General features: G+C 47.0%; 15 protein-coding genes and 1 pseudogene. 12 read left to right on the top strand and 4 right to left on the bottom strand.

Annotated elements, in window-relative coordinates:
• Nucleotides 1–320: 320 nt before the first annotated feature.
• The 4 genes and pseudogenes from serS to AB5903_RS06215 all read right to left on the bottom strand — a co-directional run.
• Nucleotides 321–1,595: a serine--tRNA ligase gene (gene serS, locus AB5903_RS06230; RefSeq protein WP_368117691.1), complete on the bottom strand. Its 1,275-nt coding sequence runs from the start codon at nucleotides 1,593–1,595 to the stop codon at nucleotides 321–323.
• A gap of 158 nt (nucleotides 1,596–1,753) precedes the next feature.
• Complete coding sequence (gene rpmA / locus AB5903_RS06225; protein WP_005657898.1) at nucleotides 1,754–2,023, bottom strand: 50S ribosomal protein L27; 270 nt, start codon at nucleotides 2,021–2,023, stop codon at nucleotides 1,754–1,756.
• Between the two features lie 23 nt (nucleotides 2,024–2,046).
• A complete protein-coding gene (gene rplU / locus AB5903_RS06220) occupies nucleotides 2,047–2,364 on the bottom strand; it encodes a 50S ribosomal protein L21 (RefSeq protein WP_272710885.1) in 318 nt (105 codons plus the stop codon).
• 472 nt (nucleotides 2,365–2,836) lie between these two features.
• Nucleotides 2,837–3,469: pseudogene (locus AB5903_RS06215) on the bottom strand (HAD family hydrolase); the annotation flags it as partial.
• A gap of 226 nt (nucleotides 3,470–3,695) precedes the next feature.
• Between AB5903_RS06215 and AB5903_RS06210 the strand changes: the two are divergent.
• The 12 genes from AB5903_RS06210 (at nucleotide 3,696) to AB5903_RS06155 (ending at nucleotide 26,042) form a co-directional block, all read left to right on the top strand.
• Nucleotides 3,696–5,921, top strand: a complete 2,226-nt coding sequence (locus AB5903_RS06210; protein WP_368117690.1) for a GH92 family glycosyl hydrolase — start codon at nucleotides 3,696–3,698, stop codon at nucleotides 5,919–5,921.
• Between the two features lie 19 nt (nucleotides 5,922–5,940).
• Nucleotides 5,941–6,477, top strand: coding sequence for an RNA polymerase sigma-70 factor (locus AB5903_RS06205; RefSeq protein ID WP_022104309.1), 537 nt, complete (start codon nucleotides 5,941–5,943; stop codon nucleotides 6,475–6,477).
• 279 nt (nucleotides 6,478–6,756) lie between these two features.
• Complete coding sequence (locus tag AB5903_RS06200) at nucleotides 6,757–10,026, top strand: SusC/RagA family TonB-linked outer membrane protein (protein WP_368117689.1); 3,270 nt, start codon at nucleotides 6,757–6,759, stop codon at nucleotides 10,024–10,026.
• Between the two features lie 47 nt (nucleotides 10,027–10,073).
• Nucleotides 10,074–11,906: a SusD/RagB family nutrient-binding outer membrane lipoprotein gene (locus AB5903_RS06195; RefSeq protein WP_005657891.1), complete on the top strand. Its 1,833-nt coding sequence runs from the start codon at nucleotides 10,074–10,076 to the stop codon at nucleotides 11,904–11,906.
• 126 nt (nucleotides 11,907–12,032) lie between these two features.
• The gene (locus AB5903_RS06190; RefSeq protein ID WP_272710882.1) at nucleotides 12,033–13,457 is read left to right on the top strand and encodes a DUF1735 domain-containing protein; all 1,425 of its coding nucleotides are present in this window, start codon (nucleotides 12,033–12,035) and stop codon (nucleotides 13,455–13,457) included.
• Nucleotides 13,458–13,558: 101 nt separating this feature from the next.
• A complete protein-coding gene (locus AB5903_RS06185) occupies nucleotides 13,559–14,569 on the top strand; it encodes a FecR family protein (protein ID WP_272710881.1) in 1,011 nt (336 codons plus the stop codon).
• A 43-nt stretch (nucleotides 14,570–14,612) separates the two neighbouring features.
• Nucleotides 14,613–16,889 carry a GH92 family glycosyl hydrolase gene (locus AB5903_RS06180; RefSeq protein ID WP_272710880.1) on the top strand — a complete coding sequence of 759 codons (2,277 nt, stop codon included), beginning with the start codon at nucleotides 14,613–14,615 and terminating at the stop codon, nucleotides 16,887–16,889.
• Between the two features lie 47 nt (nucleotides 16,890–16,936).
• Entirely contained in the window at nucleotides 16,937–18,940 is a 2,004-nt protein-coding gene (locus AB5903_RS06175) for a glycoside hydrolase family 97 protein (RefSeq protein ID WP_272710879.1), read from the top strand.
• Between the two features lie 25 nt (nucleotides 18,941–18,965).
• A complete protein-coding gene (locus AB5903_RS06170; RefSeq protein ID WP_272710878.1) occupies nucleotides 18,966–21,257 on the top strand; it encodes a GH92 family glycosyl hydrolase in 2,292 nt (763 codons plus the stop codon).
• A 26-nt stretch (nucleotides 21,258–21,283) separates the two neighbouring features.
• Complete coding sequence (locus AB5903_RS06165) at nucleotides 21,284–22,603, top strand: MFS transporter (RefSeq protein ID WP_272710877.1); 1,320 nt, start codon at nucleotides 21,284–21,286, stop codon at nucleotides 22,601–22,603.
• 141 nt (nucleotides 22,604–22,744) lie between these two features.
• The gene (locus tag AB5903_RS06160) at nucleotides 22,745–23,728 is read left to right on the top strand and encodes a glycoside hydrolase family 130 protein (RefSeq protein ID WP_005657882.1); all 984 of its coding nucleotides are present in this window, start codon (nucleotides 22,745–22,747) and stop codon (nucleotides 23,726–23,728) included.
• A 22-nt stretch (nucleotides 23,729–23,750) separates the two neighbouring features.
• Nucleotides 23,751–26,042: a GH92 family glycosyl hydrolase gene (locus AB5903_RS06155; RefSeq protein ID WP_005657881.1), complete on the top strand. Its 2,292-nt coding sequence runs from the start codon at nucleotides 23,751–23,753 to the stop codon at nucleotides 26,040–26,042.

The raw sequence follows: 26,042 nt of genomic DNA, 5'->3' as shown, positions 1-26,042 counted from the left end.
TTGTTGGTGTAATTACGCGATTTCTTTCAGAATGATAGATTATGCAAAGATACGGGTTATTTGTTAATAACAAAGAATGTGCAGGGGAAAAAAGAGTCAGAGGGAAGGGATGAAAGGGTTTTGAGGATAGAGAATGACCTTTTAAAGGAAGAGGGACTTGAGGAGTGAGGGGGCAATTATGGGGATTTTAGTTTTGACACACATTCCTGTAAGATATAAGGCTTTCAGCCTTCTGCTCTGTATGAAAGGTGCGTCAGAATAATAGGAATTTTATATTCTGACGCACCTTTTATTATTTTGAATGAGGAAATGATGTTTCCTTAGTCAATCATCTCAAATCCTGTATAGGGAACCAGTGCTTTCGGAATGCGGATACCTTCCGGTGTCTGGTTGTTTTCCAATAGCGCTGCTACGATACGCGGCAATGCCAGCGCAGAACCGTTCAGTGTATGGCAAAGCTCTGTTTTCTTTTCCGCTGTACGGTAGCGGCATTTCAGGCGGTTGGCCTGATAAGTGTCGAAGTTGGATACCGAACTTACTTCCAGCCAGCGTTTCTGTGCTTCGGAGTACACCTCGAAGTCGAAGCAAAGGGCAGCTGTAAAACTCATGTCGCCACCACACAGACGCAGGATGCGATAAGGCAGTTCCAGTTTCTGGAGCAATCCTTCCACATGGTCCAACATCTCTTGGTGAGACTCTTTGGAATGTTCCGGCTTGTCGATGCGCACCAATTCTACTTTGGAGAATTCGTGCAGACGGTTCAAGCCGCGTACGTCTTTACCGTATGAGCCTGCTTCGCGACGGAAACATTGCGTATAAGCGCAGTTTTTGATAGGAAGCTGCTTCTCGTCAAGGATTACATCGCGATAGATATTCGTTACGGGAACTTCGGCAGTCGGAATCAGATACAAATCGTCCACTTCGCAATGATACATCTGACTCTCTTTGTCGGGCAACTGGCCTGTTCCGTAACCGGAAGCCGCATTGACCACTGTCGGCGGCATTATTTCCGTATAGCCCGACTTGCGTGCCTCGTCCAGGAAGAAGTTGATGAGCGCACGTTGGAGCTGTGCGCCTTTTCCTTTATATACAGGAAAGCCCGCACCCGTGATTTTAACACCCAGGTCAAAGTCTATCAGATCGTATTTCTTGGCCAGTTCCCAGTGTGGAAGCGCATCTTTGGGAAGTTCGGTTTCCATGCCGCCCATTTTTTCAACCACATTGTCGTCGGCGCCTACACCTTCGGGTACGCTGTCGTAAGGAACATTGGGAATTGTATAGAGCAGGTTCTGCAGGTCGGTTGCAGCTTGGTCCATTTCTTCCTGCAATGCCTTGTTGGCTTCTTTCAATTCGGCTACACGGTTTTTGGCAGTCTCTGCCTCGTCTTTCTTGCCCTCTTTCATCAGCATTCCGATAGATTTGGACAGGGAATTGACTTCCGACAGGTTCTTATCTAAGATTGTTTGGGTATTGCGTCGTTTGTTGTTGGTTTCCAGCACTTGCTCAATGGTTTCTTTGGCGTTTTTGAAGTGCTTTTTCTCCAGTCCGCGGATTACCGCGTCGGTATTGTCTGTAATTTGTTTAATGGTAAGCATATCTTATACTTGTTTTTATGATATTCCGGATTTGTGAGGGCAAAGATAGTGCAAATCAAAAGTATTACAAAAAAGAAACTTGCTTATTTTTGCGCTTAAAAAGAAAGGGATGCAATCAGACAGATTGCATCCCTTCGCTTTATTTTTTGTCCGGAAACTTATGCTTCTGCATTTTCGGCAGGAATAACAGAAACGAATCTTCTGTCTTCTCTACCTACTTTGAACTGTACAGTTCCGTCTACCAAGGCGAAAAGAGTGTGGTCTTTACCCATACCGATGTTGTTACCCGGATGGAATTCAGTACCTCTTTGACGAACGATGATGTTACCTGCCTTGCAAGCTTCGCCACCAAATATCTTAACGCCTAATCTCTTGCTCTGTGATTCGCGGCCGTTCTTAGAACTACCGACACCTTTTTTATGTGCCATTTCTTCTTACTGTTTTAATTTGATTAAGCTACTACTTCCTTAATTGTTAACTCTGTGAATTGCTGACGGTGACCGTTCAGTTTGCGATATCCTTTTCTTCTTTTCTTGTGGAAAACAAGAACCTTGTCACCTTTTACCAAACCGGAAACAACTTCGCAAACTACCTTTGCGCCTTCTACAGTAGGAGCACCTACAGTGATGTTGCCGTCTTTGTCTACCAAAAGAACTTTCTCGAATTCTACTGTTGCACCGGCTTCAGCGTTTTGCATGTGGTGTACAAACAGTTTCTTGCCAACTTCTGCTTTGAATTGCTGGCCGTTGATTTCTACAATTGCGTACATTTCTTATATATAATGTATAAGTTAGCTCCGTCGGGTGGTCTCTAATCACTTAGAATACACTTAATTAAACCCGGTGCGGAATAATCGGGCACAAAATTACCTCTTTTATTTGGAACGGACAAATCTTTCTTTCTCTTTTTTTAGACAATTAATATTTCGTGCTTAAACAAATGCTTCTCCATAAGCCGGGATGTTCCGGGAGTGCCGTTAAGCGGTGGAGATGCGAAGGCTTATTCGTTCCATCGTGGAGAACATTCTGTTCCACCGTGGAGGAAATTTTGTTCCACCATGGCAGAACAAAACTTTCTCCATAGCGGAACGATTTAATTGTGGCAAGGTATTTCCTTAAGCATTATATAAAGATGAGAAAGCAAAAGAAAGCGGCGAATGCAGCAAAGAGGAGCAGCAGAAGCGCAATGCGACGTACACTGATGTTCCTTGGGGATGCAGCGGCGGGCAATGGTTCCCGTTCTAACAATTCTTCCAGGCTGCTCATTATTTTCTTGTGCGGGTATTTCTTCAGTTCTTCGGCGGTGGTCATGCCGTGCGTGATACCTGCAAAATCCACTCCGGCCTTTTGTGCGGTTTCTGCATCTACCGTACTGTCACCGATGTACAGTGTTTCGGCCTTGGTGACATGGAGTTGCCTGATGGCAAGCAGCAGACCTTCCGGCGATGGTTTGGGCGTTTGCACATCTTCTCCGCCGATGATGATGTCAAGAAAGTCTTCGGGAAAATGCTGGTCCAGCAACTCCTTGATGCGGTAACGGAATTTGGTGGATATAATTCCGATGCGGGCGCCTGAATCTTTCAAGGCTGCCAGTACCGACTTGGTTTCAAGGAAAAGCACGGTATTGACGGTCATGTGCGTATCTGCCTCTTTTATATATTCTTTTTTGAACTCAGCCAACTGGCGGGTATCGGTTACGCCGGAAAGAATGGAAAAAGATTCTTCCAGCGTTTTGCCGATGGTGCGTTTGATGTCGTTGTCGGTCGGGTGGGTATAGCCGTGGCGGTTCAGCACGTTGCGGAAACAGGTGACGATGCCGCGTGAAGAATCGGCAAGCGTGTAATCGAAGTCAAAGAGGTAAGTTGTATAGTTCATTTGTTTTTTTTACGCAAACATAAATAAAAAACATGAGTTCCGAATGCTTTATCTTGTAGAAAACTTTCTTTATCCGTTTTGGGGATGCGGACGAAAAAATATGCAAAAAGTGTGAAAATATACATGTTTTTCTTATATTTGTATTCGGACATACTTATGGAAATAAGTGTTATTTCATGTTGAGTTGTTTTAATAGGCAGTTTGAATATGTTAACCGTATCATATTATGAAAATATTGAGATCCATTTGTACAGTCTTGCCTGTCCTGTTGCTATCCTCTTGTATGCAGCGGGACGCTTTGAAAGTCGCAGACGAATGTTATGCAGACTATGTAAATCCGTTTATCGGTACAGATTTTACCGGGAATACATATCCCGGTGCACAGGTTCCCTTCGGCATGGTGCAACTCAGTCCCGACAACGGGCTTCCCGGTTGGGACCGCATTTCGGGATATTTTTATCCCGACAGTACGATTGCCGGTTTCAGTCACACCCATCTTTCGGGTACAGGGGCGGGCGATTTGTATGACATTTCCTTCATGCCGGTAACTCTTCCTTATAAGGAGGCTGAAGAACCGTTGGGCATCCATTCCCGGTTCTCGCATGCCGATGAGTCCGCAAGCGCAGGTTACTATCGCGTGCTCCTGAAAGATTACGATATCAACGTAGAGCTTACCGCAACCGAGCGTTGCGGCATTCAGCGCTATACCTTTCCCCAGGCTGATGCAGCCGTTATCCTGAATTTGAGGAAAGCCATGAACTGGGACTTTACGGAAGATTCCTATGTAGAGAAAGTGGATTCCGTTACTATTCAGGGCTATCGTTTTTCTGACGGATGGGCGCGCGGTCAGCGCATCTTTTTCCGTACACGCTTTTCCCGCCCCTTTGAGACGATGCGGCTGGATTCGGCAGCAGTCCTGAAAGATGGAAAAAGAATCGGGACTTCGGTCATGGCACGTTTTGACTTTAAGACAACAAAGGGAGAACAGCTCCTTGTGAGCACGGCCATTTCGGGGGTAAGCATGGAAGGGGCAGCACGTAATCTGGCGGCGGAAGTACCTGATGATGATTTCGATAAATACCTTGCTGCCGCACGCAAAAACTGGAACGGGCATTTGTCACGGATAGAAATCGAGTGCGGCAATCGCGATGAAAAGGTGAAGTTTTACACGGCCCTTTACCACTCGATGCTGGCTCCTACCATCTATGCCGATGTGGACGGTTCTTATTACGGGCCCGACAGGCAGGTACATAAAGCCGACGGATGGACGAATTACAGCACTTTCTCCTTATGGGATACGTACCGTGCCTCTCATCCGCTTTATACTTATATAGAGCCGGCGCGTGTGAACGACATGGTGAAATCCTTCCTTGCCTTTTATGAGCAGAACGGTCGCCTGCCGGTATGGAATTTTTATGGCAGCGAAACGGATATGATGATAGGCTATCACTCCGTACCGGTCATTGTGGATGCCTGTCTGAAAGGTATAGGGGATTTTGATGCTAAGAAGGCTTTGGAGGCTTGCGTGGCCACAGCCAATATGGATGATTATCGGGGCATCGGCCTTTATAAGAAGCATGGATATGTGCCTTACAACGTGACGGATAGCTATAATGCAGAGAACTGGTCGCTCTCCAAAACCCTGGAGTATGCTTACGATGATTACTGTATAGCCCGCTTGGCCGAGAAGCTGGGTGAGCGGCAGATAGCGGATGAATTCTACAAACGTTCGCAGAATTATAAGAATGTATATAATCCGCAGACATCTTTCATGCAGCCGCGTGATGACAGGGGAGCTTTTATAGACGGTTTCTCGCCGGATGATTATACGCCGCATATTTGCGAAAGCAACGGTTGGCAGTATTTCTGGTCGGTGCAGCAGGATATTGACGGACTGATAGCCCTGACCGGCGGGAAGGAGCGCTTTGCGCAGAAGCTTGACAGTATGTTCACGTACCGCCCTGCCGATGATGAGGAACTTCCTATTTTCAGTACCGGTATGATAGGGCAGTATGCGCATGGCAATGAACCGAGCCATCATGTTATTTATCTGTTCAACAAAGTGGGGCAACCCTGGAAAACCCAGAAGTATGCGTCGGAGGTGATGCGTGAGCTGTATAAGAATACGCCCGCCGGCTTGTGCGGTAATGAGGATTGCGGGCAGATGTCTGCCTGGTATGTATTCAGCGCCATGGGATTCTATCCTGTAAATCCGGTTGGCGGTGAGTATGAAATAGGTACGCCGCTGTATCCGGAGGTAAGGATGCGGTTGTCCAATGGCAAAACCTTTATGGTTCTTGCTCATGGGGTGAGCGGGAAGAATAGGTATATCCGGTCGGTGAAGCTCGACGGAAAGCCTTATGACAAAAGTTATATTACGCATGAGCAGATAATGAACGGAAGTATTCTGGAGTTCGAAATGGGAAGTGAACCCGGAAAAGCATGGTATTGAGCTTACCTTGAAATAATATATGGAAGATGAGTTTGACATAGTGTACAGGCAACTTTTCCGGAAATACTATGCGAATCTGCTGTTTTATGCAACGCGCATGGTAGGGGAGGAAGATGCCGAGGATGTGGTGCAGGAAGTGTTTGTGGAGCTCTGGCACAGAAAAGACAGTGTGACAGTGGGCGAGCAGATACAAGCTTTTCTGTACCGGGCGGTTTATACCCGTGCACTGAATGTGTTGAAACATCGCGACATCAAGAACAGCTATGAAGCAGCCATGCAGGAAGTGTACAATAAACGCGCCCTGTTTTACCAGCCGGATGATAACGATGTGCTGAAACGGATAGAAGACCGGGAATTAAGGAAGCATATCATCAGCGCCATCGACGAATTGCCGGAAAAATGCAAGCTGGTATTTAAACTCAGCTACTTGCACAATATGAAGAATAAGGATATTGCCGAAGCCATGGATGTATCGCTCCGTACGGTAGAGGCTCATATGTATAAGGCATTGAAATTTTTGCGTAGCCGGCTGGAAGGTTATATCCGGAACAAATAGCTGTAAGGTTTTGATTGTAAGATAAATATTTTTTGTTGAAAAAAAAGTGTTTGCTCGCGTAAGTGTTTTCCATAGGTGTGGTTGTTATATTATCGTAGTGAAAAAATCTAATATAAAGTAATTAGTTTAATCTTAAAAGAGACAAGTATGAAAAACAAGTATTTGTGCAATTTTCAGAAACTGCTTCGTGCATTTCTTATTTTTGCCATGTTTGCAACCTCTTCTTAGATTGCGGCAGCTCAACTGAATGTTGCTTTGTCAAATGCCCGTTTAGGGACTATGATAAAGCAGATCAAGGCGCAGTCCAAGTACCAATTTTTTTATGATGACAATCTGGCTTCCATTCCTGTACATGCAGTGAATTTGAAGAATGCTTCGTTGGAAACCGTTTTGGACAAGGCGCTCGAGGGAAAGGGTGTCAGCTATCGCATTGAAGACGGCGTGGTGTATCTTTCTAAAAAAGAAACGCGGACGGCAGTTGCCCAGGTAGCCCAGCAGGCAACTCACAAGGTAACGGGAACCGTTACGGATACTACGGGCGAACCGTTGATTGGCGCAAGTATTCAGGAAGTGGGGACTTCCAACGGTGCGATTACGGATATTGACGGTAATTATACGCTGAATGTTTCGGCTCCGTCGGCCAAATTACGTTTCTCTTACATTGGCTATGAAGCGGTAGACATTGATGTAAACGGACAAGCCGCCATCAATGTAACGATGAAAGACGACTCGCAGTTATTGCAGGAGGTTGTGGTTACTGCCCTCGGTATCAAGCGCGAGAAGAAGATGCTGGGTTATGCGGTTCAGGAACTGAAGAGCGATGAACTGAATAAAACCGGCGACCCGTCGGTAACCAGCGCACTGCAAGGTAAGGTGGCAGGTCTTCAAATGAACACCTCGGCTACCGGCTTGGGCGGCTCTACCAAAATCACCATCCGCGGTAACTCTTCCTTGAGCGACAACAACCAGCCGTTGTGGATTGTAGACGGTGTACCGTTCAGCGATAACAATAACAGCGATGCTTCCTTCTATGGTGGTGTAGACCGTGGTGGCGCAGCACTCGACATTAATCCGGATGACATTGAAAGTATTTCCGTGTTGAAAGGACCTAATGCGGCAGCTCTTTACGGATCGCGTGCCGGTAACGGTGTTATCCTTGTTACAACCAAGAAAGGTTCCAAGAAAACCGGTTTCGGTGTGCGTTATAACGGTAATTTCACCTGGAGCAGTGTAGCGGAAACGCTGGAACAGCAAACCCGTTACGGACAAGGACAAATCGGTGCGAATGGCGGTGCTGAATATACTACATCGGCATCGGGCAGTTGGGGACCTGTTCTTGACGGCAGCCAGCAAAAGGCTTGGAACGGTGAGACATACGCTTACTCCAAGTATGGCAATAAACTGGAGGATTATTTCGATACCGGTTTCTCTCAAAATCATAACGTATCTGTGAGCAACGGTACGGAAACTTCTCATTATCGTGCTTCTGTCGGTATTTCGGACAGCAAGGGCGTATTCCCCAATGAAAAACTGAATCGTGTGAATATCGACCTTAATGCCGGTACGGAACTGAATAAGTGGATGTCTATGGACGGTAAAATCTCTTTGAGCCGCACGAAGGCAACAGACCGTCCGGAGTATGGTAACTACGGTGCAATCAATCAGTTGATGGGTATTCCTCATAATGTCCGTCTGGACGATTTGAAACAATATTCTACGGAGAACCGTGTACACAGCAACTGGTATGGTCCTACAGCCGGCATCCGTAATCCTTATTATGTACTGAACCAACGTCACAACAGCGACGAGCGCTGGCGTGCCTTCGGTTATTATGGAGCTAAAATCAACTTTACCGATTGGTTGCATCTTTCAGCCAAATATGCGTTCGACTACTATCGTACCCGTGTGGAGAATACCAATGGCGGTGACGGTATCAGCGGAGAATCTTTCCCCAGCCAGATTAAGGATGACAAGATGGATCGCGGTGAAGAGAACTTCTTTGAAAGCAATGCCGAATTTGTATTGATGGGCGATCGCCAGTTGACTGATAACTTCCGTCTGGGCTTTACTGCCGGCGCTAACTTCATGTATCAGAAATTCGAGAACCTTACTGCCGGTGTGGGTAATATGCACACTAAAGGATTGTGGATGTTCAATGCTTCCAATCTGCTTCGTACCGCTGCTAATGTGGAACGTGAACGTGCCATGAATTCCGTATTCGGTTCGGTACAGATGTCATGGAAGGAATATCTGTCACTCGATATTACGGCCCGTAACGACTGGTCATCTACTTTGCCAAAGGCACACAACTCGTTCTTCTATCCCAGCGCCAACTTGAGTTTTGTTATCTCCGACTTTATGAAGAGCATCGACAAACCGTTGCCGTCGTGGGTTACCTTTGCCAAGTTGCGTCTTTCTGCTGCTCAGGTGGGTAAGGATACGGAACCCTATCAGTTGATAAATACCTATGGTTATAAGTTCGACAACGGTATTCTGGTTCCGGATAAGAGCAATGTGAAGATGAATGACAATCTGAAACCGGAAATCGCTACCTCTTACGAGGCTGGTCTTGATATGAAATTCTTTAATAACCGTTTGGGTTTTGACTTCACTTACTATTATAGCAAGACTAAGAACCAGATTATGAAAGTGCCCGCAGCGGCTCCCTGGAGTGGCGGACAATGGGTAAATGCCGGTTTGATTACCAATCAGGGTGTGGAGTTGATGCTTTATTCTACAATTGTGGATACCAAAGACTTTACGTTCGATTTGAATGTGAATATTGCTCATAACGTATCTAAGGTGAAAGAATTGGCACCGGATGCTAATGTGAACTACCTGTTCTTTAACGGTGACAACAACTTCCCCGTTAACGTAGGTGCACGTGCCGGAGAAAAACTGGGTGAAATCTATGCTCAGAAACTGTACAAACGCGATGACAGCGGTAATATCATTATCGGTGAGAACGGTTTGCCTCAGACAATCAACGATGAGAAGGAACGCGTAAACAATCCTATCGGCAATATTCAGCCTGATTTGACTATGTCCGTATCTCCTACCTTTACTTATAAGGGAATTACCTTGTCGGCAATGTTCGATATGAAATTCGGTGGCGACATCCTTTCTTATTCCGAGATGGTGGCAGCCGGTAACGGTTTGGCAAAGCGTACCGAGAATCGCGGTGAGAAGGATAATTATATGATGGTGTTCCCCGGCGTAACCGAAAGCGGACAACCCAATACTACCAAGATTACGGCAAGCCAGTATTACGGTGCGTTGTTGGCGGAAGATTTCTTGTACGATGCTTCATTCATCAAATTGAAAGAGTTGTCAATCGGTTACAATTTCCCGACTAAACTGTTGAAAAAGACTCCGATTCAGTCGCTCAGCGTATCATTCGTGGCACGTAACCTTTGTTACCTGCTGAAACATACACCGGGTACAAGTCCGGAGGGTGGTTATGATACAACCATGTTCTCACAGGCCATCGACTATGCGGCACTGCCTTATACCCGTACATTCGGTCTGTCTGTCAGCTTAGGTTTTTAAACTTGATAATGCAGTAGGAAACTTAAAAACTCAAATATTAAAATTATATGAAACTTAATTTATATAAATCCGTTGCTCTCTGCTCATTGCTGGCATTGGCCGGATGCCATGATTTTGAAGAAATGAATACCAATCCGAACGCACCTGTCTATGACCCGTCGGTTATGGATTGCGGTCCGGAGGGTATTGATATCGATTATACCATTTCGGAGAGCGCTTTGGAAAGTTTGAAGGCAACAGAAAGTGCGCTAGGCTCTATTTTCTTCAACTTTACTTATGAAGGTCTGTATAACGATTACCAGACTGCTACCAATCTGACGCATGATGTCTATGCGGCATATAATGGCTCGAACGGTTTCTTGAACAATTCACCGGCGTATGCTTATAATGACGGTTGGTCTGCTGCCCGTTGGAAGCATTTTTATGACGACCGTACGATTGCCGAGTACAGCCAGCTTATCAAGACTTTCTGGTTCTGCAACAAGGAGTATTATCACAATGCGTTCTATATAACCCGTATCTATTACGCTTTCCTGCTTTCGGCACAAACCGATACGTATGGTGATATTCCTATCCAGTATTATGTGAAAGGTGCGATGCCGCCTACGGAAAATGTTACTTATACTCCGCAGAAAGAAGTGTATGACATTATCTTTAAATTGCTCGACCAAGCCATTACGGGATTGCATAATCCGCCTGCTGTAGATCAATACTCTTTCAGTGCTGAGGACGACCGCATCTATGGAGGTAAGGTAGAGCCGTGGATTCGTTTCGCCAATACCTTGCGCTTACGTCTGGCTTTACGTGTAAGCAATGTTGCTCCGGAAGTTGCTCGGGAGCAAGGAGAAAAAGCTTTGTCAGATCCTTCGGGCTTGATGAAAGGCCAGGAAGATAATATGAAACTGATTCCTAAACGTCAGTGGATAACCGGTGGCAATGAGAATATCTTTGCATTGATGTTCAGCTGGGGTGCAAGTTGCGTTTTACCGAAAGAGATGGAGTGGGCTTATAAAAATCAGGCTCTTAAAGAGGGTGTAGATGCCAATGTCAGTGGCTTTGTTGAAAAGGTTGCCCGAAATGCAGATGAGGAAGGTACTATCTTTGGATTGGACGCTACCAAGTATAATGAAAAAGAAGCGAATTGCTATTTGGATCCCCGTTGCAAGATACTGTTCTTCCGTCCTTCACCCTATGATCCGGGAATCAAGGACGATTATAAAGCAGAGGACCCCAATGCTGAATACGGCGGATACAGAAATGGAGCAAAAGAAGTCGGTTCTAAGTATACAGTGAAGTATTCACCTATGAAGACTAATCTGAAGAGCGATGAAATGCTTCCCGATTGTTGGTGGAATCAGGCTCGTGAAATTATTTGGCTCGGTTACTCTGAATCTCTTTTCCTGAGAGCTGAGGCTGCATTGCGTGGTTGGGGCAATGAAACAGGAACTGCGGTTGCCGGAAGATTGTATGAAGATGGTGTACGTGCTTCTATGAACTATTATGGTATTGCTTCAGATAAAGCAGAGGAATATATCGACCATTTGAAAGGTAAAGAGGCTTTCGAAGCAGGTGGTTCAAGAGAAGAACAACTGGAACAAATCATTACACAAAAATGGCTGGCTGTCTATCCTAACGGTAACGAAGGTTGGGCTGAGGTTCGCCGCACAGATTATCCCCGTTATTTGTTGCTGCCGCGTTATGGCAACAACTCAAGCGGTGAGGTAGAGAATACCAAACTGATTAAGCGTGTAAGCTATCCGAACAGTGAATCCAGAAATCCGAACAAGCCTGCTTATACGCAAGGTACTAAAGTATGGTGGGATGTGGCAGATACGATGGATGAAACCGGTAAATGGAAAACACCGGATAACTTCAGATAATCCGTTTTAAGTTATGATAGGAAAACGGTGCATTGCCGTTTTCCTATATGGAAAACTAACCTAAGTATGATTGCGGATATCTCTCTTAGGTTAGTTTTTGTTTTTAATCTAAATGAATAATAATATATGAGATATATGAAAATAGGAACGCTTATATCGGCAGGTGTTTTAATGCTGTCATCAATGATATTGAATTCCGGTTGCTCCGAAGTGGGTAATGGCAGAAAACAGACTACGGAAAATCCCGGAGCGATTTTCGGGGAAGTGAAGTCTGCCGCCGGTGCAAAAATGTTGACTCCCATTGCGCTCAGAGGAGATAAAAAAGCTACGGGACATTTGTTTTTTGAATTGAGTGAACCGGCAGAACAGGAGGTTGCCGTTACTTTCAAACTGGATTCCAGGATATTGGATGCTTATAACCAGTTGAATGGTACGGGGTATACGATGTATCCGGCAGACAAACTGTTGCTGGAAAACAATGGCAACGTGGTTGTTGAAGCCGGTAAAAGTAAGTCTGCCACACTTGCACTGGATATACTGCCGGGTGGAACGGAAGGGGCTACCTATGCTGTGGCTGTATCGGCGGTAGCTACTGCGGGAACGGAAAAACATACGGACAACAAGGCCTTTATTTATTTGGTAAAACCGCTTGCAGCCATGCTGGAAGTCAATGCGGGACGCAAAGTAAAGAATTTATGTTATGTGGAAGTCAATCGTGAAAGTATGTTGAATGCGGGTGAGTACACGATGAAGAGCGATAAGTCTCCTTTCTTTGACATAGCCAGTGTATTTGCAGCCAATATTCGTTTGAGCGCGGATGATGTTCCTTATGTTTCGTGTAACGAGCAAACCAGATTTGTACTTGATAATATCGAGCAGACTGTACGCCCGTTACAGGCAAAAGGCATAAGAGTTCATCTCTCCATCTTGGGAGACCACACTGCTGCCGGTATGCGTAGTCTTTCGAAAGATGCCGCCCGCGCCTTTGCAAAGGATTTGAAAGCGTATATCGATATTTATGGATTTGACGGCATAGACTTTGATGATGAGTATTCCACCTATGCTACCGACCAGGCTGTGGAGCCCTATATTCCTTCGGATGCAGTAGCGCCAAGTATTGAAGAATGTACTTCGCAGCGTTATGCCGATTTGGTATATGAAAGCCGTAAGTTAATGCCGGACAAGACAATAGGAATTTATTGGTATGCAGGATACGACTATCCGGTCGGTACGGTAGAAGGAAAAACAGTGGATGAATTGATCGACTATTCCATTTACGGATATTACGGTAAGTGGAAGGCCATTCCTGCCGATACGGTAAGCATAGCCAAACAATGCCCGTATGCTATTGAAGTCACTACAGCCAGAGGAGATGTAAAGATAGATGATGACTGCTTGAAAAACATCCGTCAGAACGGTTGGGGCTATTTTGCTGTTTACGATTTGAACAACGAACGTTCGTATGAAAAAGAATTCAGCCGTATATCCCGATTGTTGTACGACGATGAAGTAGAGTGGAGCGGAAAGCAGTATGAACGTACCGGGTGGTAACCGAAAGGTTGCCACTCCGATGTGCAAATAGGCATTTTCTCTTTAATTATCGGTCGGATTAGTAAGTGTTTTTAAAGATAGGATTGTTCTAATATTGTAACATGAACAGGAAAATGGGCAAATTGGATGAAAAAATAATAGTAAAGTTTTTAGCGGGTGAATGTTCGGAAGAGGAACTTCGCTCGTTGAATGTCTGGTTGGAGGAGTCGGAAGAGAATGCTCATGAATTATTTACATTAGAGGAACTGTACCATTTGGGAAAATCCGATGCGGCTTCTGAGGAAGCACTCCTTGCGAAGGCTGAAAAACAATTGTCGCAAAGGATCGGAGAGGAGCGGAAGCGTAAGTTGAAGCGTACACTGTTTCACCGGTGGATGCAATATGCAGCTATTGCAGTCGGTGCTTTTTTTATAGGAGGTATGAGCTACTGGTTCTATCAGGCGGGTAGTCGTAGTTCCGAATCTTTGGTCACTGTTACGGCCAATGAAACCATAAAGGAGCTGATGCTTCCGGATGGAACCAAAGTATGGTTGAATAAAAACACGATTTTGCAATATCCCCGTAATTTTGAAGGTGGCGAGAGGCATGTGTATCTGAACGGAGAAGGTTTCTTTGATGTGAAGAGAAATACAGCCAAGCCTTTTATCGTACAAAGCCATGCCATGCAAGTGAGGGTATTGGGAACAACCTTTAATTTGAAGTCCGGGGAAAACGGACAAAGGGCGGTAGCCACCTTATTGAAAGGTGAGGTAGAAGTAAAGGGCAATCATGGTGAAGGCATGATAGTGCTTTCGCCGGGGCAACAGGCCGAATTGGACGGAATGACCCGACGACTGACAGTGAAACCAGCAGAACCGGGTATAGAGGGCTGGCATGATACGGCATTCGATTTAAATCAGACGGACATACGCACGCTTTGCAAGATTTTGGAGAGAGCCTATAACGTGAAAATCATTATAGCACCGGATGTGGACATTGAAAGAACATATTCCGGACCGTTGAAGAAGAAAGAAAACGTAGCTGCCACATTGGATTTGATAAAGAATTCCATTGGTATCAAATACAAGGTAATAGGCGAAAACGTTTTTATATCTTCTTCCAAATCCAAATAGAACAGGCTTGTTTTGTTTATTGATAATCTGAAATTCAAATATTATGAAAAAACTTTTATTGGCATTTGCCTTTTTATGCTGTTTTACGAGCATAAAGGCTAAGGATTGGGTACAGTATGTAAATCCTTTGGTGGGTACTCAATCCACATTCGAGCTTTCTACCGGAAACACCTATCCCGCCATTGCGCGTCCGTGGGGAATGAATTTTTGGACACCGCAAACCGGAAAAATGGGGGATGGCTGGCAATATGTCTATACGGCCAATAAAATCCGAGGCTTCAAGCAGACGCACCAGCCCAGTCCATGGATAAACGATTACGGGCAGTTCTCCATTATGCCTGTTACCGGGCAACCTGTTTTCGATGAGGACAAACGTGCAAGCTGGTTCTCGCATAAAGGTGAGGTTGCGTTGCCGCATTATTATAAGGTATATCTGGCGGAGCACGATGTGGTGACGGAGTTTACTCCTACCGAACGTGCTGTGCTGTTCCGTTTCACATTTCCGGAAAATGAACATTCCTATGTGGTGGTAGATGCTTTCGACCGCGGTTCCTATATCAGGATTGTACCGGAAAAGAACCGGATCATCGGATATTCCACCCGTAACAGCGGCGGTGTACCGCAGAATTTCAGAAACTACTTTATTGTAGAGTTCGACAAACCTTTTACATATACCGCTTCTGTTAAAGACAGTGTAATTCAGGAATCGCAGAAAGAGCAGCAAGCTGACCATGCAGGTGCGATTATCGGATTTAAGACGAAGAAAGGCGAGATTGTGCATGCACGTGTTGCTTCTTCTTTTGTCAGCTACGAACAGGCTGAGCGGAACTTGCTCGAATTGGGTACGGACAATTTTGACACGCTGGTGCAGAAAGGACGTGATGCTTGGAACAATGTGTTGGGCAAGATTGAAGTGGAGGGCGGAAACCTCGACCAATACCGCACTTTCTATTCCTGCCTGTACCGCTCGCTGCTTTTCCCCCGTGCTTTTTACGAGTTGGACAAGCAGGGTGCTCCCATTCACTACAGCCCCTATAATGGGGAAGTGCTTCCCGGCTATATGTACACCGATACGGGTTTTTGGGATACATTCCGTTGTCTGTTTCCTTTCCTTAATCTGATGTATCCGTCGGTAAACAGGGAAATTCAGGAAGGACTGGTCAATACTTACAAGGAAAGTGGTTTCTTTCCCGAATGGGCGAGTCCGGGACACCGTGGCTGCATGATCGGCAATAATTCGGCTTCCGTTTTGGTCGATGCCTATTTGAAGGGTGTTAAGGTAGAAGATGTAAAGACTATGTATGAAGGGTTGCTTTACGGAACGGAGCATGTACATCCGGAAATATCATCTACCGGACGTTTGGGCTATGAATATTACAATAAGTTGGGATATGTTCCTTATGATGTGAAGATTAACGAGAATGCCGCCCGTACGCTGGAATATGCTTATGACGACTGGTGCATCTATAAGCTTGCCAAAGCTTTGAACCGTCCGAAAAAGGAGCAGGAGTTGTTTGCAAAGCGTGCCATGAACTACCGTAATATATTCGATAAGGAAAGTCTGTTGATGCGCGGGCGTAATAAAGACGGTAAGTTCCAGACACCGTTCTCACCGTTGAAGTGGGGGGATGCCTTTACCGAAGGAAACAGTTGGCACTACTCCTGGTCGGTATTCCACGATCCGCAAGGATTGGTCGATTTGATGGGGGGCGAAAAGGTATTTGCCAATATGCTCGATTCCGTATTCATTGTTCCGCCTGTATTCGATGATAGCTACTACGGACAAGTCATCCATGAAATACGCGAAATGACTGTAATGAATATGGGCAATTACGCACATGGCAACCAGCCTATACAGCACATGATTTATCTCTATAACTACATCGGACAACCCTGGAAAGCGCAATATTGGCTGCGTCAGGTGATGAACCGCATGTACACACCCGGTCCGGACGGTTATTGCGGGGATGAAGACAACGGGCAGACTTCGGCATGGTATGTATTCTCCGCATTGGGTTTCTATCCGGTTTGTCCGGGTACGGACGAATATGTATTGGGCGCTCCCTTGTTCAAGAAAGCCGTTCTGCATTTTGAAAACGGAAACTCGCTGACGATCGATGCCGGAAACAACAGTGCGCAGAATGTCTATATACAGTCTCTTCAGGTCGACGGAAATGAATATACCAAAAACTACCTGCGTCACGAAGACTTGCTGAAAGGCGGTACGCTGAAATTCGAAATGGGCGATAAGCCCAACCTGCAGCGAGGTGTCCGTGCGGAAGATTATCCGTATTCGTTTTCTAAGGAAAAGCGTAGGTAGCTGCATGTTTTTTGTACCATTACACAGTAAAAAATTACCGGAAAAACATGAAAACAATATTATGGACTGTCAGTCTGCTGCTTGTAATATGCGGATGTACTCCCAAACCGACAGAAGTCGTTTCGCCTGATGGTCATATCCGCCTTCAGTTCGCATTGGATGACCACAACTGCATGACCTATCGGATAGACGTGGATGATACGGCTTTTGTAGCCCCTTCTGCTTTGGGATTCCTTGCCGGAAAGGGTGTGAATCTTTCGGAAGGTATGAAGGTTGTCGGTACGGAGTTTTCCGCTGCGGACGAGACATGGACACAACCTTGGGGAGAGAATAAGAGTATCCGTAACCATTATAATGAAATGGCGGTTTGTCTGTCTGATGAGGCGGATACGAAACTGACCCTTCGTTTTCGGGTATTTGACGACGGAGTCGGTTTCCGGTACGAGTATGAAGTTGCCGGAGTAGACAGCATCTTTGTTACGGACGAACTTACCTCTTTCAATATGGCGCAGGATGGAATTTCCTGGTCTATTCCTGCCAACTACGAAACATATGAGTTGTTATATCGTACACAGCCGCTCAGCAAGACTGATAACGCAAACACTCCGATGACCTTTAAGGTAGGTAAGACTTACGCCAGTATTCACGAAGCCGCATTGACGGACTTTCCTGAAATGACTTTGCAAAATACCGGCGGCTGCGGATTCAAATCCGAGTTGGCTCCATGGCCCGACGGCATTAAGGCTAAGATAGAAGGCGGCAGTTTCAATACGCCCTGGCGTACTGTACAGATAGCTTCGAAAGCTGTGGGACTGATAAATTCAGCACTTATCCTGAACTTAAACGAACCCTGCGTTTTGGAGTCTACCGACTGGATTCGCCCGATGAAGTATGTAGGTATATGGTGGGGCATGCATCTGGGTGTGGAGAGCTGGGTGATAAACGACCGCCACGGCGCCACTACCGAAAATGCAAAACGTTATATTGATTTTGCCGCAGCCAACAACATCGAAGCCGTTATGTTCGAAGGCTGGAATGAAGGTTGGGAGAACTGGGGCGGAACGCAGAACTTCGATTATACCAAACCGTATGCCGATTTCGATATAAAGGAAATAGCAGCTTATGCCCGGAAGAAGGGTGTTGAGATTATCGGTCATCATGAAACGGGAGGAAATATCTGTAATTACGAAAATCAGTTGGATAAGGCTTATGAATGGTATGCCGATTTGGGTATCCATAGCGTAAAGACCGGGTATGCCGGTGGTCTTCCCAACGGTCACAACCACCACGGACAGTTCAATGTGCGGCATTATCGCAATGTCGTGAAAACGGCTGCCAAGTATCGTACTACCCTCGATGTGCATGAGCCGATAAAGGATACCGGTATACGTCGTACCTATCCCAACATGATGACCCGCGAAGGCGCCCGCGGCATGGAGTGGAATGCCTGGAGCGAAGGTAATCCGCCGGAACATCATGTGATGTTGCCGTTTACCCGTTTGCTGGGTGGTCCGATGGACTATACGCCGGGTATCTTTGATGTGCTGTACAAGCGTGCCAAAAACAATCCCGACCGGAAAAAGTGGAATATGAAAGACAGTAAGGATTGCCGTATCAATACCACGCTTGCCAAGCAGATAGCCAATTGGGTGATACTTTACTCTCCTTTGCAGATGGCTGCCGACATGATTGAAAACTATGAAGGCCATCCCGCTTTCCGTTTCTTCCGTGATTTTGATGCAGACTGTGACTGGTCGGAGGCGCTTGCCGGCGAACCGGGTGAATACGTGGCAATAGTACGTAAGGCAAAAGATAAATATTTTCTGGGAGCGGCAACCGATGAAGAGGCGCGCAGCATAGATGTGAAACTGGATTTTCTGGAAAAAGGAAAAACTTATGCAGCCGTTATCTATGCCGACGGAAAAGATGCCGATTGGGAGACCAATCCGGAATCTTACGAAATCATAGAGAAACAGGTGACGTCCGATGATACCCTGACCATTGTCATGGCAAAAGGTGGGGGACAGGCTGTCAGCTTTATGCCGATTTGATAATCCTAATATAATACCAAAGAATATGAAAACAAACTTGAAATCTAATTCCATATTGCTGGGCGGACTCCTGTTGCTGGGTACTGTCTTTAGCTGTACGCAGGCAGAGCAGGACTATGCCTCTTATGTAAATCCCTTTATCGGGACAGGCGGACATGGACATACATATCCGGGTGCGGTTGTTCCGAACGGGATGATTCAACCCAGTCCCGATACACGCATCTACGAATGGGACGCTTGTTCCGGATACTATTACGAGGATACTACCATCAACGGTTTCTCGCATACCCATGTTAGCGGAACAGGATGTGCGGACTACGGTGATGTACTGCTGATGCCCACTGTAGGGAAACAGGAGTATCATCCGATGGGGGCGAAGAGTCAGCAAATGGCGTACTGTTCGGCTTTCTCGCACGATAATGAAGTGGCGCAACCCGGATATTATTCCGTCTTGCTGGAACGCTATAACGTAAAGGCGGAACTCACTGCGACAAAGCGTGCCGCCATTCACCGTTATACCTTTCCGGAAGCCGAAGATGCCGGTTTCATTCTGGACTTTGATTACAGTATCGAGCGTCAGACAAATGAGGAAATGAAAATAGAAGTAATCAGTGATACCGAAATCCGCGGACATAAAAAAACGGTATATTGGGCATTCGACCAGTATATCAACTTCTATGCCAAGTTTTCCAAGCCGTTTACCTATACATTGGTGACGGATTCTGTGGCATTGGAAGAAGGCGGTCCGCTTTTGCCCACCGCTAAAGTTCTGTTGCAGTTCCCTACGGCACAGAATGAAGAGGTATTGGTGAAAGTAGGTGTTTCGGCTGTCGATATGGACGGAGCACGTAAGAATGTGGAGGCCGAAATACCCGGATGGGATTTTGACGGAGTGCGGAGTGCAGCACGTCAGGCATGGAATGACTATCTGTCCAAAATAGATATCCGTACGCAGAATGCCGACCAGCGCACGATGTTTTATACAGCCCTTTATCACACCGGTTTGCAGCCCAATCTCTTTACGGATGCAGACGGACGTTATTTCGGTATGGATTTGAAACCGCATCAGGGCAGTGTGGACGAACCTGTGTACACGATATTCTCCTTGTGGGATACTTTCCGTGCTTATCATCCTTTGATGACAATTATAGATCCTGAACTGAATGAAGCCTTTATCCGCTCTTTGATCCAGAAAGAGAAAGAAGGCGGTGTATTCCCGATGTGGGAACTTGCCGGCAACTATACGGGAACGATGATTGGTTACCATGCAGCTTCTCTGATTGCCGACTCTTACGCCAAAGGATATCGTAATTTTGATGTGAAGGAAGCCTACCGTGCCTGTCTCCGCACGGCGGAATACGATACGACGGGCATTATTACTCACCCCCGTGTATTGCCGCATTTGATGCCGCAGGCCAAATACTGGAAGAATAAAATAGGCTATGTTCCCTGTGACAAAGACAATGAATCGGTAGCCAAGGCGTTGGAATATGCTTATGACGACTGGTGCATCTCACAGTTGGCTGAAGCAATGGGCGATGAACCGAACCGGACTAAGTACGCGGCTTTTGCAGAGGGTTATAAGGTATATTTCGATCCGTCTACCCGTTTTATGCGCGGGCTCGACAGCGAGGGCAATTGGCGTACGCCTTTCAATCCTCGTGCTTCCACTCACCGCAACGATGATTATTGTGAAGGCACTGCCTGGCAATGGACTTGGTTCGTGCCGCATGATGTAGATGGTCTGGTGGAACTCATGGGTGGCCGTGACGCATTCATCGGTAAGCTCGATTCTCTGTTCGTGGCAGATTCTTCCTTGGAGGGCGAGTCGGTATCGGTAGATATTTCCGGACTGATAGGACAGTATGCACACGGTAACGAGCCGAGCCACCATATTGCTCACCTTTATAACTATGTGGGACAGCCGTACAAGACACAGGCATTGGTGGACAGTGTGCTGCATACGCTTTACTTCAACGAGCCCAATGGCCTTTCCGGCAATGAAGACTGCGGACAGATGTCGGCATGGTACGTGCTGAATGCTATGGGATTCTACCAGGTTTGCCCCGGAAAACCGGTGTATTCCATCGGGCGTCCGCTGTTTGATGAGGCCGCCATCCGTTTGCAGAATGGCAACACCTTTACCATTATAACCCATAATAACAGTCGTGACAATAAGTATGTCCGGAAGATTATCCTGAACGGGGAAGAACTTGCCGCTCCTTTCTTCAACCATCAAGACATCGTAAACGGCGGTACGCTGGAGCTGACTATGGGAGCGGAACCGCTGATGCCGGATAATGAGTTACGGAAATAGAAAGTACCGATAGCAACGAAACATATATGAGCCGGAATTATCATAATCCGATATCTTGGATTCCAACCGTTTATTTCGCCATGGGGCTTCCCTTTGTGGTGCTGAACATGGTTTCCGTACTTATGTTCAAGGGGCTGGGAGTGGGTGATGCCCAAATAGCTTTGTGGACTTCACTGATAATGCTTCCCTGGACGTTGAAGTTTCTTTGGAGTCCTTTTCTCGAGATGTTCAAGACGAAGAAATTCTTCGTGGTACTGACGCAGTTGGTTACGGGAGCGGGGTTCGCACTGGTCGCCTTTGCACTGAATCTTCCGTTCTTTTTTGCTCTTTCCATTTTTTTGCTGGCGGTTATCGCTTTCAGCGGCGCTACGCACGATGTGGCTACGGACGGCGTGTACATGTCCGAGCTGAATAAGCAGGAACAGGCAAAGTACATCGGCTGGCAGGGAGCTTTCTATAACATCGCCAAGATTGTGGCGTCCGGCGGTTTGGTATGGCTGGCTGGGTGGCTGCTGAAATACTTCGGCGGAGTGCCCGGTGCCACGGATGCAGTGCGTCATGAGGCAACTGTCCAGGCTTGGATGTGTGTAATGCTGGTAATGGCTGCCGTGATGATATTGCTGGCAATATACCATTGGCGTATGCTGCCTTCGGGCGGTGCTGCGGCTGCCGAAACCAAGTCGGCGGGCGAAACGCTGGAGAAGTTGCGGAGCGTAATCAGGGATTTCTTTCAGAAACGTCATATAGGGTATTATATTGCCTTTATCATTCTCTATCGCCTTGCCGAGGGTTTCGTCATGAAGATTGTTCCCCTTTTCTTGAAGGCGGAACGTTCGGCAGGCGGCTTGGGACTGAATGAGCAGGAGATAGGGTTGTATTACGGCACTTACGGAGCTGCCGCCTTTGTGCTGGGCTCTTTGCTGGCCGGTTATTACATATCGCACCGCGGACTGCGGAAAACGCTGTTCTCCCTGTGCTGCATCTTTAACCTGCCTTTTGTGGCATATACCCTGCTGGCGATATATCAGCCGGAGAGCGGCATGCTGATTGGCAGTGCCATCGTGCTGGAGTATTTCGGTTACGGCTTCGGCTTTGTGGGGCTTTCGCTGTTTATGATGCAACAGGTAGCTCCGGGCAAGCACCAGATGGCGCACTATGCCTTCGCTTCTGGTATCATGAATCTGGGTGTGATGCTTCCGGGAACAATCAGCGGATACGTGAGCGATTTTCTGGGGTATGAGAATTTCTTCATCTTCACCCTGTTCGCCACTATTCCGGCATTCCTCATTACCTGGTTCGTACCGTTTACGTATGCCGATGAGGTAAAAGGCGGAGCGGCCACATAGTCGGTGGAAAAACATTGGCGGGACGTGTTCCGGATAGTGGTTTCGATTGATGCCGGCTTCCCGTACATTCCCGGTTTCTATGACAGATTATATAAGTAATTATAGATAGATTTAATTTCGTGTTATTACATAGAAAATGAAATGAGTATGAGTAGCAAAGTTATTATTCCTTGGGAAGAACGTCCGGCAGGATGCAAGGACGTATTATGGCGCAGTGTGGCAAACCCCATTATTCCGCGTGATTTGCTTCCCACTTCCAACAGTATTTTCAACAGTGCGGTAGTACCTTTCGGCGACGGGTTTGCAGGAGTATTCCGCTGCGACGATACTAACCGTCGCATGCGGCTGCACGTAGGGTTCAGTAAAGATGCCATAAACTGGAACATCAAGGAAGAACCGTTGAAGTTCCAATGCGATGATGAGGAAATCGGTACATGGGTGTATGGCTACGACCCGCGCGTGTGCTTTATCGAAGACCGCTATTATGTTACCTGGTGCAACGGCTATCACGGTCCTACTATCGGTGTGGCTTATACGTTCGATTTCGAGACGTTCCACCAGTTGGAAAACGCTTTTATTCCCTTCAACCGTAACGGAGTACTTTTCCCGCGCAAGATAAACGGTCGTTTTGCCATGTTGAGCCGTCCGAGCGACAATGGGCATACTCCCTTTGGAGATATTTTCTACAGTGAGTCGCCCGATATGGAGTTTTGGGGACGCCACCGCCATGTGATGTCACCTGCCGCTTTTGAGGTAAGTGCATGGCAATGCACCAAAATCGGTGCAGGTCCTATCCCTGTCGAGACTCCCGAGGGCTGGCTGCTGATTTATCACGGCGTGCTGCATTCCTGCAACGGTTATGTTTACAGTTTCGGTTCTGCTCTGCTCGATTTGGACGAACCGTGGAAGGTAAAGTTCCGCTCAGGGCCTTATCTGCTTGCCCCGCGCGAACCGTACGAATGTATGGGCGATGTTCCTAATGTATGTTTCCCGTGCGCCGCTTTGCACGACAATGAAACGGGCAGGATTGCCATATACTATGGCTGTGCCGATACCGTAACCGGACTGGCATTCGGCTATATTCCCGAAATTATAGAATTTACCAAACGTACAAGCATCATCTGATGTACATAAACTTTTGAGAACCATGAAACGAGCATTCCTTTCCGGCGTATTTGCCTTTGTTCTGCTGGCTGTGTCTCCGGCTGCGGAGAAAAGTTTTTCTCCTGTAGACTATGTGAATCCCTTTATCGGTACGACTAACTTCGGCACGACCAATCCGGGAGCTGTCTGCCCCAACGGGATGATGTCTGTTGTTCCTTTCAACGTGATGGGGTCGGCGGACAACAAATACGATAAGGATGCCCGTTGGTGGTCCACTCCCTATGAGTATCACAACTGCTTCTTTACCGGGTATTCGCATGTCAATCTCAGTGGAGTGGGATGTCCCGAACTTGGTTCGTTGCTGCTGATGCCCACTACGGGCGAGCTTTCCGTAGACTACAAGGAGTATGGCAGCCGTTATGAAGACGAACAGGCCTCTCCGGGGTATTACACTAATTTCCTTACCCGTTATAATGTAAAGACCGAAGTGACTGCCACGCCGCGCACCGGTGTGGCGCGCTTCACTTTTCCAAAAGGCCGGAGTCATATTCTGCTGAACTTGGGAGAGGGACTGACCAATGAAACCGGAGCTTTCCTGCGGCAAACCGGAGAGTGTGAATTTGAGGGGATGAAGTTGCTCGGTACTTTCTGCTATAATCCGCAGGCAGTATTTCCTATTTACTTCGTGATGCGTGTCAACAAAACTCCCCTCAAAACCGGTTATTGGAAAAAACAGCGCTCCATGACAGGCGTGGAGGCCGAATGGGATCCGGACAATGGCAAGTATAAATTGTATACCGGTTATCGCAAGGAACTGGCGGGCGATGATATCGGCGCTTTTCTGACATTCGATACCGGGGAGAGCGAGCAGATAGAAGTGCAGATGGGTGTTTCTTTCGTCAGTATCGAGAATGCCCGTCTCAATCTGGACAAAGAGCAGTCCGGCAAGGACTTCGACAAGGTATTGGCGGAAAGCCGTAAACGCTGGCACGACGATTTGTCGCGTATCATTGTGGAAGGCGGGACGGACGAGCAGAAGATTGTTTTCTATACGGCGCTTTATCATGCGCTGATACATCCCAACCTTTTGCAGGACGTCAACGGGCAATATCCGGCAATGGAAAGCAACCGGATTCTTACGGCAAAGGGCGACCGGTATACCGTATTCTCCCTTTGGGATACTTACCGTAATGTGCATCAGCTTCTTACGCTGGTGTATCCCGAACGGCAACTGCAAATGGTGCGTTCCATGCTCGACATGTACCGTGAGCATGGCTGGTTGCCCAAGTGGGAACTCTATGGACGCGAGACATTGACGATGGAGGGCGACCCTTCTATACCGGTCATTGTGGATACCTGGCTGAAAGGTTTGCGCGGCTTCGATGTGGAGCTGGCTTATGAGGCGATGCGTAAAGGGGCTGTATTGCCGGGAGCGGAAAATCTCCTGCGACCGGATAATGACGATTATCTTTCATTGGGGTATGTACCTTTGCGCGAGCAGTACGACAACTCCGTATCGCATGCTTTGGAGTACTACATAGCCGATAACGCCCTTTCGCGCATGGCAGAGGCGCTTGCCAAGGATGCCGAGGTGAAAGGACAGAAGGAAAAAGCACGCCGCTACAAGGAGGATGCCCGTCTTTTCTATAACCGTTCTTTGGGATATAAGCATTATTATAGCAAGGAGTACGGCACATTCCGTCCTATCTTGCCGAATGGTGAGTTTTATGCTCCGTTTGACCCGAGGCAGGGCGAAAACTTTGAACCTAATCCGGGCTTTCATGAGGGGTGTGCATGGAACTATACTTTCTATGTTCCCCACGATGTAAAGGGGCTGGCGCAACTTATGGGCGGGAAGAAGGCTTTCGTAGACAAGTTGCAACGTGTTTTCGATGAGGGGCTTTACGACCCTGCCAATGAGCCGGACATCGCTTATGCGCATCTGTTCTCTTATTTCAAGGGAGAGGAGTGGCGTACCCAGAAGGAGTTACACCGTCTTTTGCAGAAGTATTTCAAGAATGCCCCCGATGGCATTCCCGGCAATGATGATACCGGAACGATGTCTGCATGGGCCATCTTCAATATGATGGGCTTCTATCCGGATTGTCCGGGCGAACCGTCTTACACGCTTTCCACACCGGTGTTCGACAAAGTGACCATCCGTCTTGATGCCGAAGTGTGGGGACGTGAGCAGTTGGTGATAGAAACGGAGCGTCCTTCGGACGATTCGCTTTATATCCGTGAAATGGAGTTAGGAGGAAAAAGACTGTCACGTTTCCGAATCAGCCACCAGGAGCTGGTAGAGGGTGGAAAGTTACGGTTTGTGTTACGTTGA

It is taken from the genome of Bacteroides sp. 2201st1_D9_2201SCRN_220225 (genome assembly GCF_040928965.1).
In the GTDB taxonomy this organism is placed as follows: Bacteria; Bacteroidota; Bacteroidia; order Bacteroidales; family Bacteroidaceae; genus Bacteroides; species Bacteroides stercoris.
The sequence above is the reverse complement of the archived record's forward strand: the minus strand, read 5'-3'. Positions and strand labels throughout refer to the sequence as shown.